The sequence below is a fragment of the Massilia sp. CMS3.1 genome, from assembly GCF_051262535.1.
Taxonomy (GTDB): Bacteria; Pseudomonadota; Gammaproteobacteria; order Burkholderiales; family Burkholderiaceae_D; genus Telluria.
Map to the genome: position 1 here is coordinate 136,224 of NZ_JBIMES010000003.1, position 13,108 is coordinate 149,331.

A 13,108-nucleotide genomic window follows, 5' to 3' on the forward strand; every position below is an offset into this window, starting at 1 on the left:
GCCCTACTCGCCGCTACCGGCGCCGCCTCCGTCCTGCCGTTCGCGGTCGAGCTTTACTTTCATGGCCGCGACGTCCGCCAGGAAATCGTCCACGCTGTCGTCCGGCGTGGCGCGCATCTCCGGCGGCAGCAGCACAGACATATAGAGTTCGTCGGCCAGGCGGCCGTTGCGCTGGTCGTTGCTGATCAGGACCAGGCCCGAACCGAGTACCGCCAGCGCCGCGCAGATGACCGCGTAGCGCTTGCGCGGTTCGGGCTTGACCGTCGCCAGGTGAAAGTACACCATGCCCGCCACCAGCAGGATCGCCACGTGCGAGCCATAGCGGGTAAAGACTTCAATCGACCACGCGTAGCCGACGGCGGAGGATGCCAGCCGGAACAGCATCAGCGCCGCGATGCCGCACCCAAAAACGAACAAGTGACGGCCGAGCCGGGCGTGGCGTCCGAACAGGCGGTTACCGAACGCCCACAGGCCACTCCACACCAGGCCGGCACCAAGGCCGTAGGCCAGCGCCAGCAGGTAGCGAAATGGCCGGAACGGCTGGGTGTCGGCAAGCCACATCGTGAACAATGCGACGATCGACACCAGCAGGGCGCCGGCCAGCCCCGGCAGCGCGCCTTCCCAGCCGTGCATGGTACGGTCGACCAGTTCCGGCGGCACCGGAAAGTCCGCCGCCCGGATGCGCAGCGTGGTGTGGCCGAGCCGTACGACCGTATTGCCCGCCAGCGCCAGGCGGGAGCCGCGTTTTCCCGCGTGATTGATGCCATTTTTGGTGCCGAGATCCGTCAGCACCAGGGTGCCGTGCGCGTCCACGTCGACCAGCGCATGGCACGGGGCCGCGTAGGCGTCATCGAGGATGTAATCGTTGTCGTAGCCGCGACCGATGCGGATCGGCAAGGTCTCAACCCGGTGCCGGTGCAGCACGTCGCCGCTCCGCGCGAGGGTTTCGATGAACCACGGGCCCGTCATAATTTTCCGCTGCGCCCGAGCGCGTTCAGAAAGGCGCGCGCCACACGCATGCCGTTTTCATACGAGACGCCGGAGACGTCGAGCCGGCTTTGCAGGCTGGCCTGCGGATTGTCGGTGCTGGCGGTGAGCAGGGTGAAGTTGTACAGGCCCGGGAACTTGCGGTAGGCGCGCACGCAGGTCACGGCGCGCAGCGGCAGCGTGTTCGAATGCACGAAGCGCTCGCTGCACAGCGGCCCGGTCAAGCGCGCGTCGCGCGTCTTGCCGAGCCGGTCGACGCCGAACTGGCTGCTGGCCAGGGCCGCGAAGCGCAGCGGATGCAGGGTCGCCGAGCGCAGGTACTGGTGGGTCATCGACACCTGGCCGGTCTGCTGGGTGTCCGAGACATAGATGGCGGACTCCATTGCGCAGCTGAGCGTATCGGCGCTGTAGGTCGCTTCCATCATCACGTTCGAGCGGCCCCAGCAGCGTACCTGGCCGGATTCGCGCACCGGCACCAGGTAAGGGCCCATGTTCTTGATCGAGAGCGGGGTGTCGAGCAGCCGTGCGACCATTGCACGCTGGTGCGCCAGCAATTGCTCGGCAATCAGGGGATTGAAGTCCTTCGGCCTTGCACGCTGGCCCGCGACCCGGCGCAGCAACTCCTGGGCATATTTCACCGGCACCAGGAAGCTGACCGCTTCGCCGTCGCGCCGCTTCGATACGTTGATCCCGGCGACGGTGCCGCCAGAGGTGACGCTGGGGCCGCCGCTCATGCCGGAATTGATCGGGCCGCTGAAGATCAGCTGATCGTAAAAGCTGCGGCTGACCACGCCGTTGTAGGCTCCTTCGGAAATCGCGAAGCCCAGGTCGAGCGGATTGCCCAGCGAGTACAGGTCCTGGCCTTGCCTCAGTTTCACGGGTTGCTCGGGCACGATGAAAAAACCGGTGCCGTTGCGGTTCACGCGCAGCACCGCCAGGTCGTGCAGCACATCGACCGCCAGCAGTTCGACTGGCCCGCGCTTGCCGTCGGTGTCGACGAATTCGCCGGCATACACCTCGGGATCGAGCGCCATCTGCGAGACCACATGGTAATTCGTGAGTACCAGGTTGCTCGTTCCTACCAGGAAGCCCGAGCCGACCGTGGACTGGGTGCGCCCGTTTTTCAGCAGCATGCGGATCTGCAACAGGTCGGCCTGGGCCGACGAGTACAGCTGCTGGGCGGCGGAAGAGGGCGGGGGCAGGGCAGTCGTGGTGTCGAGTTCGCCGGGGCCGGGTGCGGGCGGCGTGGTGCCGGGTGGCGTTGCCGGCGGGATCGCGAGCGGCGGCGCCGTCCCTTCCCTGGCAGCGGGCAACGGCGCTGCCGGCTGCGCGCGCACAGCCGGCGGGACTCCCGCGGGGACCGCAAGGGCGCTGCCCAGAGAGCAGGACAGGAACAGGCTCGTGGCGAATTTCATGGCGGTGGCGAAGGCGGGCGGCGCCGCCCGGGGCCAGCCAGCACGATCAGCAGTCAGTGACTCCTAGTTTGCCACCCTATGTGTTTGTCTGCAGAACGTTACAGTTCGCCATCTTCAGGAACCAGCGCAGCCTGCGGACTCATCATGTGGCCGAGCTTGGCCTGTTTGGTGTCGAGGTAGCTGTTGTTGAAGGCATTCCGGTTCACCAAGAGCGGCACCCGTTCGGTCACCTCGATGCCCAGGCGCGTCAGGGCGTCGATCTTGCGCGGGTTGTTGGTCATCAGCTTGACTTGCCTGATGCCGAACTGTTCCAGCATCGGCAGGCACAGCTCGTAGTTGCGGGCGTCGGCATGAAAGCCCAGCTGCAGGTTCGCTTCCACCGTGTCGGCGCCGGCTTCCTGCAGGCGGTAGGCGCGGATTTTATTCACCAGGCCGATGCCGCGGCCTTCCTGGCGCAGGTAGAGCAGGGCGCCGCGGCCCTCGGCGGCGATGCGTTTCAGCGCGCCTTCGAGCTGGGCGCCGCAGTCGCAGCGCTGCGAGAACAGCACGTCGCCGGTCAGGCATTCCGAGTGCACCCGCGCCAGCACCGGCTCGCCATTGCCGATGTCGCCCAGCGCCATCACCAGGTGCTCTTTACCGGTCGAGTGTTCGACGAAGGCGTGCAGCGTGAACTGGGCCCAGGGCGTGGGCAGCGCGCAGGACGTGACGTAGTCGAGCAGGGAAGCGGCGGGCGTTGCGTTGTTGGACATGCTGTGCTTTGGTGCGGATGGATGTAACCGGTAAGTATAAGAGAAATCGGCCACGGCCGTGCGCCTGAGGCCTCGCCAGCCCCTTGGAACCTGGCCTTGGAGCCTATCCCGGCAGCGACTCCAGGCTACTGGGATAGGCTCTTAGCGTCTGCCCCGCAGCGGATCGAGCAGGCCGCGCAAGTCGTTGTGGTCGAGTTCGTACATCAGGGCCAGCAGTTCGCCAAGTTCGCCGCGCGGAAAGCCTTCGCGCGCGAACCAACCGAGATAGTGGCCGGGCAGGTCGGCGATTTTTCGGCCTTCGTACTTCCCAAAAGGCATCTCGCGTGTCAGCAGCAGGAGCAGGTGTTCAGGTTTCATCGTGACGCTACTTTAGCAAAAACCGCAAACGGGTTAGCATGAACGCTCTTGGGAGACCGCCATGGACATTGAATTCGACCTCGACCGCTTCGTCAGCGCCCAGGATCCGGTGTATTCAGATGTCCTGGCCGAACTGCGCACGGGCAGGAAGCGCAGCCACTGGATGTGGTTCGTGTTTCCGCAAATGGCCGGGCTGGGCCAGAGCGAGATCGCACGCCGCTACGCCATCGGTTCGAGCGACGAGGCCGCGGCCTACCTCGCCCATCCGGTGCTGGGCCCGCGCCTGCGCGAATGCGCGCGCCTGGTCGCCCTGCACCCCGACATGGACATCGGCGCCATCTTCGATAGTCCCGACGACCGCAAATTCCATTCGTCGATGACGCTGTTTAACGACATCGCCCCCGACGAAGCGGTGTTCCAGACCTGCCTGGACCAGTTCTTCGACGGCCGCCCTGACCCGGCGACGATGGCACTGCTGTAAGCGTTACGTCCCGAAATCGATCGTCACGGGCAGGTTCGGCGCCTGCCAGCGGTAGCGGCGGTCGAGCACATCCCGGTGCGCTTGCGCGCCGCGCCATTCGATGCCGAGCAGGTGCGCCAGGCTGAATCCGAACCAGTCGCCGCGTACCGGCATCCCCACAGCCTGGCTTGGCGCCGGGGCGCCGAAGGAACTCCACAGCATCAGCGGAATGCGGTAGCCGTCGGGCGTGGTCGCGCTGTGGCCGGCGCGGTCACGCGTGTGGCCGACCTCCTGCCCGTGGTCGGACAGGAACACCCAGGTCTGCCTGCCCGCCGCCGCGCGTGCGAGGTCGAGCGTGGCTGCGACCGTGCTGTCGTGATAGCGCACGGCCGAATCGTAGTCATTGCGCAGTTCACGCAGCCAGGCGGGACGCCCTTCGCTGCGCATGCGCGCGTCGACACGGTCGGCGGCATGCGCGAACGGGTCCAATCCGTCCGGGTGGCGCATCCGGTAGTGCGGGTGCAGGCCGAGCATGTGCAGGACGATGAGTTTGCGCGGGGCCGGATCGGCGAGTGCCGCGCGCGTGGCCGGCAGCAGTTGTTCGTCGAGCGCGCGCGAGGCCCGGCCCGGGGTGTTGTTCAGGAGGTGCACCTCGTCGGCCAGGCGCGCGTGCTCCTGTTCGATCGCCAGGTCGTTGTGGTTGCTGATCCAGAAGGTGCGGTAGCCGGCGGCCCGCGCCAGCGCCAGCAGGTGGGTGCGCTCCTTCGCTTCGGGGCTGCCGAAATAGAACAGGTTGCGCAGCGCCGGCACGGTCGAGGCGTTCACCGACCAGGCATGGCGAAACACTTGCAGCTGCCCGCCCAGGGTGCGCTCGCGCTCGAGCAGCTGCGGCGAGGTCTGGCGCGCATAGCCGTAGTTACTCAGGTTACTGCGGTTCATGCTCTCGCTGATGACCAGCACCAGGGTGTCCGGTGAGGCGCCCGACAGGGTCGGCCCAATGGCGGCGGCGGAGCTGAGCAGTTGCGCGCGCTGGCGATCGAAATCGGCCCATTGCTGGCGCAGGTCGCGCACGTCCTGCACCCAATGCGGCCAGAAGGCAAACGGGTGATGGCGCCGCCACGGGTTGCTCACGAAAGCGCTCAGCACCAGTATTGCGATCAGCAGTGCGACGGCAATGGCCGGGCCGCGCAGCCGCGGCGCTGCCGGCGGCGAACGCCACCAGGCGAAGAGGCCCGCCCCCAGCACGGCCACGCACAGCAGGGCGAACCCGGCCCAGGCCAGCAGGTCGCGCCAGCACATGTTTACGAATTCCATCGACTCGCCGCCGGTCGTATTCGCCACCGCGCTCAAGACCATGGCGCTGTTGGGCAGCGTATCGTAGGCCGACATCAGGAACCCGCGCAGCGCGCCATCGAGCACGAAGCCCAGGCAGAGGCCGAAGCACAGCAGGCCCTGGGCCAGGCGCCGCGCGCGGGTACGCATCGGCCACCATAGCCAGGCCCAGGCCGGCACTGCCAGCACCAGCACCTGCCACCTGCGCGTGCCCTCGTGGCCCGCAAGGATCGCGCCGAGCAGGGCGGCGCAGATCAGCAGCAGCGGCAACGCGCGGCGCAGGGCGAGCGCCGGATGCGCCACCAGGGCAGCCTGCGCGAGGCGCGCGCGCTCATAAACGCTGGAATGCATGGCGCAGTCTCGTTCAAAGGTTGCAATACAGGAAGAAACATTCTTTCCGGAAGCGAGTGTAATACCGTTGGCGCCGCGTATGCACATCGCGTGAGAAAAAACTTTTTCGCGTGGCAATGATGACATCGCAACGCAACAGCATGGACTGAACTTGCGCGAGGAGAAATTGAGGTTGTGCGTATAATCTGCGGCGTAACTGTCTTCTCTTATCAGAAAATAAAAAACTTATGGCTTCATCATCCGATAACATCAGCATGGCCGTCTTCTGCGACTTCGAGAATGTCGCACTGGGCGTACGCGACGCGAATTACGAGAAATTCGACATCAAGCCGGTCCTCGAGCGCCTCCTGCTCAAGGGCAGCATCGTCGTCAAGAAGGCGTATTGTGACTGGGACCGCTACAAGGGCTTCAAGTCGACGATGCACGAAGCGAACTTCGAACTGATCGAAATTCCGCACGTGCGCCAGTCGGGCAAGAATTCGGCCGACATCCGCCTCGTCGTCGACGCCCTCGACCTGTGCTACACCAAGTCGCACGTCAACACCTTCGTCATCATCAGCGGCGACTCCGACTTTTCGCCGCTGGTGTCGAAACTGCGCGAGAACAACAAGCAGGTGATCGGCGTGGGCGTGAAGCAGTCGACCTCCGACCTGCTGGTCGCCAACTGCGACGAATTCATCTTTTACGACGACCTGGTGCGCGAAGTTAGCCGCGCCGCCGCCAAACGCAAGGAAGTACAAGAAGCACGCAAAGCCGCCCCGCAGAACAACAAGCGCCCAAGCGACGACCGCCGCAAGGAAGAACTCGAAGCGCGCAAGACCCAGGCACTGGAAATGGTCGCCGAGACCTTCGATGCGCTCGTCTCCGAGCGCGGCGATACCGGCAAGATCTGGGCTTCGCTGCTGAAGGACACCCTGAAGCGCCGCCGTCCGGAATTCTCCGAGGTGTATTACGGCTTCCGCACCTTCGGCAACCTGCTCGAAGAAGCGCAAGTGCGCGGCCTGTTCGAATTCGGACGCGACGAAAAATCGGGCACCTTCGTCTATCGCAGCAGCGGCACGATCGCCGCGCTGCCGTCCGAGGGGCCATTGTCGCCCGAGACCATCCTCGCCGGTAGCGACCTCATTGCCGAGGGCGACGACGCACCCGCGGCGGTCGAGGCAAAGGAAGAGGGCAAGGGGAAGGGCCGCACCCGCGGTGGACGTGGCCGCAAGAATACCCGCGGCGACACGCCGTTCGTGGCCGTGACGCCGGACGAGGTGGCGGAGGCGGAACCGGTGGTGGAGAAAGAGGCCGACGCCGGATCCGAGGCCTGGCCTGCGCCGCCCGCCCTCGAAGAAGTGATCGCCGTCGTCGAACCGGCAGTGCTGGAGGAAGAGGCGCCGGCGAAAAAGGAAGGCCGCCGCGCGACCCGCAAACCGGCTGCCAAGAAGGCTGCTGCCATGCCTGTCGAGGCCGCAGCCGAGACCCTGGCGGCCGACGCAACGCCGGCCCCGGTGCCGGTCGCCGAGGTCGCAATACCGGTGGCGGCGCTTGCCCGCGATGACGAGGATGACGACGTGTTGCCTGGCGATGTAGACGGGAACGTCGCATCGAACGACAACACTGCCACGCGCACCTCATCCGGTCGTGGCGCAGCGAACCGCCCGGCACGTAAATCCGCGGAACGCAAACCGGCGGAACGCACGCCGGCGGCGCGCACACCGGCGGCCCGCAGCCGCCGTCCGGCCAAGCCGAAGGGCACGCCGGACAATTCGTAAGCAAGCTCGCACGAAGCCGGCCGCCAGGGCCGGCGCAGGTGGCAGCATACCGGCCCCTGGCGGCCCGGAGATCCGTGCGGGCAAGCAGGGTGCAGGGCGCGCGGTCGGAGCGATTGACCATTCACCGTGGTAAAGGAGATGTCATGCGTGCGCTTGCCGGAATGCTGCTGTCCTTCGTCGCCCTCCTGCCTTTGGTGCAGGCCGCCCCGCCTGCGCCAAAAGCGAGCCATCCCATCCTCGGCATCTGGCGCCTGGCGCTGCCTGAACTGCGCTGCGTCGAAACCTACCGCTTCCGCGGCGACGGCACCACCCTGGTGACGAGCAAGGAAGAAATTTCCGAAAGCGAATACCGCATCCCCGACGCGCCCAGCGCAAAAGGCTTCTACAAGCTGGAAGACCGCATCGTGAAGGACAACGGCAAGAAGGATTGCTCGGGCGAGATCATCAAGGTCGGCACCCAGGCCACCAATTTCCTGCGCTTCCACCCGTCGGGGGCGCTGTTCCTGATGTGCAGCGACGAGACGATGGAGGCCTGCATCGGGCCGTTCGAGCGGGTGGAGGGAGAGGAGGCGTAGCGATGCCGGTGGCTGACGGTCACTTCTGGGTGTATATTGCTGGGCGAAACGTCAACGCCCACGGAAACACATGTCCCCGGTTCTTCTCTTCTGCATTCTCATCGGCTATTTCGCGCTCCTGCTCGGCGTGGCCTGGGCCACCTCCCGCAACGCCGACAACGACAGCTTCTTCATCGGTAACAAGAGCAGCAACTGGATGCTGGTCGCCTTCGGCATGGTCGGCACGACGCTCTCGGGCGCTACGTTTATCAGCGTACCGGGCGCCGTCGGCAAGGATGCCTTCGGCTACGGCCAGATTTTAATCGGCTATGTCTTCGGCTACATCGCGGTGGCCTACATCCTGCTGCCCCTGTATTACCGCCTGAAACTCACTTCGATTTACCATTATCTGAACGTGCGCCTCGGCCGCCGCGCCTACCAGAGCGGGGCGGGCTTCTTCATCATATCGCGCCTGCTCGGCTCGACCGCGCGCTTGTATCTGGTGGTGAACATTTTGCAGGCCATCATTCTGGATAGCCTCGGCATCCCGTTCTGGGCCACGACGCTCGTGATCCTGGCGATGATCCTGATGTACACCTACCAGGGCGGCGTGAAGACCATCGTCTGGACCGATACGCTGCAGACCACCTGCATGCTGTTTGGCCTGTTTGCCTGCGTCTGGTTCCTGCTGGGCGAACTCGACCTGTCCGTGCTCGAGAGCCTGAACCGGATGCAGTCGCAAGGCCTGGCACGCATTTTCACCTGGGACTTCGACAGCCCGAATTTCTTCTGGAAGCAGTTCGTCGCCGGCATCTTCATCGTGCTGACGATGACGGGCATGGACCAGGAGATGATGCAAAAGACGATCTCCGTAAAGACCCTGGCCGATTCGCAAAAGAATTTGCTCAGCCTCACCGCCGTGCTGGTGGTCGTGCTCTCCTCTTTTTTGTTCCTGGGCGGCTTGCTCTACCTGTACGCGGGACTGGCAGGCGTCGCGGAAACCGGCGACAAGATCTTCCCCGCCGTAGTGATGGGCCACCTGCCGGCAGCCGTGCAGATCATCTTCCTGATCGCGCTTGTGTCGGCGCTGTTCCCGAGTGCCGACGGCGCGATCACGGCGCTCACGTCCACCTTCTGCATCGACATCCTCGGCATCAAGCGCCGCCCCGACCTCGATGTTGCAGCCCAGGAGCGCCTGCGTCGCCATGTCCACCTGGGCTTCGCGCTGCTGTTCCTGGTGCTGGTGATGGGCTTCAAGTGGGTCGACGAACCGAGCATGATCGTCGTGATCCTGAAGCTGGCCGCCTACACCTATGGTCCGCTGCTGGGCCTGTTTGCCTTCGGCATGCTGACGCGGCGCACGCTCACCGATCGTCTGGTGCCCTTCGTGACGATCGGCGCGCCGATTCTTTGCGCGATCCTTGAGTTCAATCAGCAATATTTGCTCGGCAGCTATCGGTTGGGCCTTGAACTGCTGATGGTCAATGGCATACTCGTATTCGCCGGCCTGTTTGCGATTTCGCACAAAGAGACAGCAAACAAACTCGCCTTGTCTGACCTTCCTGCCTGACGTTCCCTTTTTCGTGGAGTTTCGATGTCCTTCAAGCCCTTGACTTCCCTGCGCCGCGGTTTCGGCATGTTCTGGCGCGGGTTAGACGCCACCCGCCGCTTTTTGCTCAATATCCTGTTCCTGATCATCGTGATCGCCTTGCTGGTGGCGTTCTTCGGCGGCGGCGCCAAGCCGCTCGGTAACAAGACCGCGCTGGTGCTGGAATTGCGCGGCGACCTGGTCGAAGAGCATACGGGCGGCCTGCGCGATACCTTGCTGTCGAATGTCGGCGGCGAGAGCCGCCGCATGATCGAGCTGCGCGACCTGCTGGTCGTGCTCGATGCCGCCGCCAAGGACAAGAACATCGGCAGCGTGTATTTGCTACTCGACGAACTCGATGGCGGTGGACTGGCCATGCTGCACGAGGTCGGCGCGGCGATCGACCGCGTCAAGGCGGCCGGCAAGCCGGTGATTGCCTGGGGCGGCAACTTCGACCAGAAGCGCTACCTGCTCGCCTCGCACGCCAGCGAAGTGTATGTGCATCCGATGGGCATGGTGCTGATCGAAGGCTTTGGCCGGCACCGTAACTATTACCGCGACGCACTCGACAAGCTGGGCGTGACGGTCAACCTGATGAAGGTCGGCACCTATAAAAGCGCTGCCGAGCCCTACATCAGCAACGGCCCGTCGCAGGCATCGCTTGAAGCCGATACCTACCTGTACGGCGCGCTGTGGCAGGGCTACACGGCCACCGTCGAGAAGAACCGCAAGCTGGCGGCAGGCGCCGTGGCGCGCGGCGTCGACCAGCTGCCGCAACTGCTGGAAGCGGCCGGCGGCAACGCGGCGCAGGTGGCGCTGCGCGAAAAGCTGGTCGACGGCATCAAGACCCGCGACGAAGTGCGCGCAATGATGATCAAGCGCGGCGAGTATGAAAAGTCGAGCAAGACCTTCCGCCAGGTGTCCTTCGGCGACTACCTCGCGCGCAATCCGCAAAAGGCGTTCGGCGACTCGGTCGGCGTGATCGTCGCCGCCGGCGAGATCACCGATGGCCAGGGCGGTCCGGGCGTGGTCGGTGGCCTTTCCACCGCCAACATGATCCGCCGCGCACGCGAAGACGACTCGGTCAAGGCGCTGGTGCTGCGCGTCGATTCGCCCGGCGGCAGCGCCTACGGGTCGGAACTGATCCGGCGCGAACTGGAACTGACGCGCGCGGCCGGCAAGCCGGTCGTGGTCTCGATGGGCAGCGTGGCCGCGTCCGGCGGCTACTGGATCTCGATGGCGGCCGACGAAGTCATCGCCGACCCTTCTACCATTACCGGGTCCATCGGCGTGTTCGCGATCCTGCCGACGGCCGACCGCGTGGCCGATAAACTCGGCGTGCGCACGGCCGGCGTCACCACCACCTGGCTGGCCGATGCCTACAATCCGCTGCGTCCGCTCGATCCGCGCTTCGGCAAGCTGGTCCAGGCCAGCATCGACAACGTCTACCGCGAGTTCACCACCAAGGCGGCCGCGGCGCGCAAGACCACCCCGGCGAAGATCGACGAAGTCGGGCAGGGCCGGGTCTGGACCGGCGCGCAAGCGAAGGAACGCGGCCTGGTCGACCGTCTCGGCAGCTATGGCGACGCGCTGCGCTCGGCGGCCAGGCGCGCGAAAATGGGGGACGACTTCCGCGTCGCTTACGTCGAGCGTCCGGGGTCGAGCTTCGAGCGCTTGCTGTCGATGCTCGGTGTCTCGGCCAGCCAGGCCGTCAACATCCAGGTGAATCTCGGCGTGTTGCCGGACGCCTTGCCGGCCGGCGCCGTCGCCGGCGTGGCGAAAGACCTGGGCTGGCTGGCGGAGCTGGCCGATGGCAAGAAGCCGTTCGCGGCCGTGACCCACTGCCTGTGCGAGTTGCCATAAGGTTCAGGCGTTAAGCCATGTAGCGGATTTGTATCCGCTGTTACAAATCGAGCAGGCCCGAGGACGGGCGCCGGATCATCCGGCGCCCGTTTTTTCGTCCAATTGCGTGCTACTGCGCTCTATGGTGTAAAGCGGCGTAAAGATGGGCGCCGGCCTGCTGGATTGGCGCCGGGTTGGCATCCGTGCTATGTACGTTACGAAACATATTCAGGGTGCCCGGCGTGCTACATTCCGAGCTGTTTACTTATGGGTTTGCCAGCAAGCCCAACATCAAGGATGAGCATGGATTCCACCGTTTCCCCGAACAAGACCCAGAATACCGACACTCGCCGCAAGAAGCGCAGCAAGCTGATCGGCAGCGTCATCGCCGTGCTGGCCATGATTGCGCTGGCAGCGCTGGCCTGGCACCTGACGCACCGCACGCCGCAAGGCGCCGGCGCGGCCGGTCCCGGCGCCGCGGGAGCGGGGGCGCGCGGTGGAGCGGGCGGCGGCGGACCCGGCGGGGGCGGGGGTGGCGGACGGCGCGGCGCACCGGCCACCACGGTCGGGGTCGCGACGGCCGGGCAGGTCGACATCCCGGTCACGCTCGAAGCCCTGGGCACCGTCACGCCGGCGGCGATTGCCACGGTGCGCCCGCAAGTCTCCGGTGTCTTGCAAAAGATCAACTTCACGGAAGGGCAGCTGGTCCGCGCCGGCCAGGTGCTGGCGACGATCGATCCGCGCTCGTCCGACATCGCCCTGCTGCAGGCGACCGGCCAGCGCCAGCGCGACGAAGCCCAGCTGGAAAGCGCGCGCCTGACCCTGTCGCGCTACCGCACGCTGCTCGAGCAGGACTCGATCGCGCGCCAGGAAGTCGATACCCAGGCCGCCCTGGTCAAGCAACTCGAAGCGACCGTCAAGACCGACACCGCGGCGGAAAACCTGGCGCGCCTGAACCTGAGCTATACGCAGGTGAAAGCGCCGATCGCGGGCCGGGTCGGCCTGCGCACCGTCGATATCGGCAACCTGGTCGGCAGCAATGATGCCGCCGGCATTGCCGTGATCACCCAGTTCTCGCCGATCGACGTCGAATTCGCGGTGCCGCAGGACCAGGTGCCGGAACTGCAGGGCCGCATTTCGGAAAATGCCACGCTGCCCGCCACAGCGCTCGACCGCACGCGCAGCACGACGCTCGCCACCGGCCGCTTCAAGGCGCTCGACAACCAGGTCGACGTCCAGACCGGCACGGTGCGCGCCAAGGCCCGTTTTGAAAACACCGACAACAAGCTGTTCCCGAGCCAGTTCGTCAACCTGCGCCTGCAGGTGCGCACGATCGAGGATGCCGTCGTGGTGCCGGTCAACGCGCTGCGCCATGGTGCGAACGGCGATTTTGTGTATGTCCTCAACCCCGAAGCGCGCACGGTCGCGCTGCGCACGGTGACGCGCGGGCAGGCCACCGGCGACAAGGTGCAGGTCGTCACTGGCCTGAAGGCCGGCGAGCAGGTGATTACCGAGGGTGCCGATCGTCTCAAGGATGGCGCGAAGGTGACGCTGCCGGGGGACCGCCCGGCGGCGGGTGGCGCAGGTGGACGCCAGGGTGGCCGCGGTGAACGTGCCGCGCAGGGCGCCGCGGCAGAGGGTGCCCAGAGCGCAGCAGGCGCCCAGGGTGAACGTCCGCGCCGCCAGCAACGCGAGGGAGCGGCGCAATGATCG

The 13,108-nt window shown here is 65.6% G+C and carries 11 protein-coding genes; 6 read left to right on the forward strand and 5 right to left on the reverse strand.

All coding sequences use genetic code 11. The features are described 5' to 3' along the window. Positions 1 to 3: 3 nt before the first annotated feature. From ACHAC9_RS06605 to ACHAC9_RS06620, 4 genes are all read right to left on the reverse strand, one after another. On the reverse strand, positions 4 to 969 hold the full coding sequence (locus tag ACHAC9_RS06605) for an FHA domain-containing protein (protein ID WP_435758365.1): 966 nt from the start codon (positions 967 to 969) through the stop codon (positions 4 to 6). Next, positions 966 to 2,402 carry a S1 family peptidase gene (locus ACHAC9_RS06610; RefSeq protein WP_435758367.1) on the reverse strand — a complete coding sequence of 479 codons (1,437 nt, stop codon included), beginning with the start codon at positions 2,400 to 2,402 and terminating at the stop codon, positions 966 to 968. The genes ACHAC9_RS06605 and ACHAC9_RS06610 overlap by 4 nt, the downstream gene beginning before the upstream one ends. A gap of 98 nt (positions 2,403 to 2,500) precedes the next feature. After that, positions 2,501 to 3,151 carry a GTP cyclohydrolase II gene (gene ribA, locus ACHAC9_RS06615; protein ID WP_435758369.1) on the reverse strand — a complete coding sequence of 217 codons (651 nt, stop codon included), beginning with the start codon at positions 3,149 to 3,151 and terminating at the stop codon, positions 2,501 to 2,503. Between the two features lie 141 nt (positions 3,152 to 3,292). Further along, positions 3,293 to 3,508: a DUF3820 family protein gene (locus ACHAC9_RS06620; RefSeq protein WP_435758371.1), complete on the reverse strand. Its 216-nt coding sequence runs from the start codon at positions 3,506 to 3,508 to the stop codon at positions 3,293 to 3,295. Between the two features lie 61 nt (positions 3,509 to 3,569). On the opposite strand from ACHAC9_RS06620, the gene ACHAC9_RS06625 reads away from it, so the two are divergent. Beyond that, positions 3,570 to 3,989: a DUF1810 domain-containing protein gene (locus tag ACHAC9_RS06625; protein WP_435758373.1), complete on the forward strand. Its 420-nt coding sequence runs from the start codon at positions 3,570 to 3,572 to the stop codon at positions 3,987 to 3,989. A 3-nt stretch (positions 3,990 to 3,992) separates the two neighbouring features. Here the strand turns inward: ACHAC9_RS06625 and ACHAC9_RS06630 are convergent, their stop codons facing one another. Beyond that, positions 3,993 to 5,651, reverse strand: coding sequence for a sulfatase-like hydrolase/transferase (locus tag ACHAC9_RS06630; protein ID WP_435758375.1), 1,659 nt, complete (start codon positions 5,649 to 5,651; stop codon positions 3,993 to 3,995). A gap of 227 nt (positions 5,652 to 5,878) precedes the next feature. Here ACHAC9_RS06630 and ACHAC9_RS06635 point away from each other — a divergent pair, with 227 nt between their 5' ends. The 5 genes from ACHAC9_RS06635 (at position 5,879) to ACHAC9_RS06655 (ending at position 13,105) form a co-directional block, all read left to right on the forward strand. Next, positions 5,879 to 7,411: an NYN domain-containing protein gene (locus ACHAC9_RS06635; RefSeq protein ID WP_435758377.1), complete on the forward strand. Its 1,533-nt coding sequence runs from the start codon at positions 5,879 to 5,881 to the stop codon at positions 7,409 to 7,411. Between the two features lie 143 nt (positions 7,412 to 7,554). After that, complete coding sequence (locus ACHAC9_RS06640) at positions 7,555 to 7,986, forward strand: hypothetical protein (RefSeq protein WP_435758379.1); 432 nt, start codon at positions 7,555 to 7,557, stop codon at positions 7,984 to 7,986. 70 nt (positions 7,987 to 8,056) lie between these two features. Beyond that, a complete protein-coding gene (locus ACHAC9_RS06645; protein ID WP_435758381.1) occupies positions 8,057 to 9,535 on the forward strand; it encodes a sodium:solute symporter in 1,479 nt (492 codons plus the stop codon). Positions 9,536 to 9,559: 24 nt separating this feature from the next. Continuing rightward, complete coding sequence (sppA, locus tag ACHAC9_RS06650) at positions 9,560 to 11,416, forward strand: signal peptide peptidase SppA (RefSeq protein ID WP_435758383.1); 1,857 nt, start codon at positions 9,560 to 9,562, stop codon at positions 11,414 to 11,416. 282 nt (positions 11,417 to 11,698) lie between these two features. Continuing rightward, positions 11,699 to 13,105 (forward strand): efflux RND transporter periplasmic adaptor subunit, encoded by a 1,407-nt coding sequence (locus tag ACHAC9_RS06655; protein ID WP_435758385.1) that lies wholly within the window; start codon positions 11,699 to 11,701, stop codon positions 13,103 to 13,105. Positions 13,106 to 13,108 lie beyond the last annotated feature (3 nt).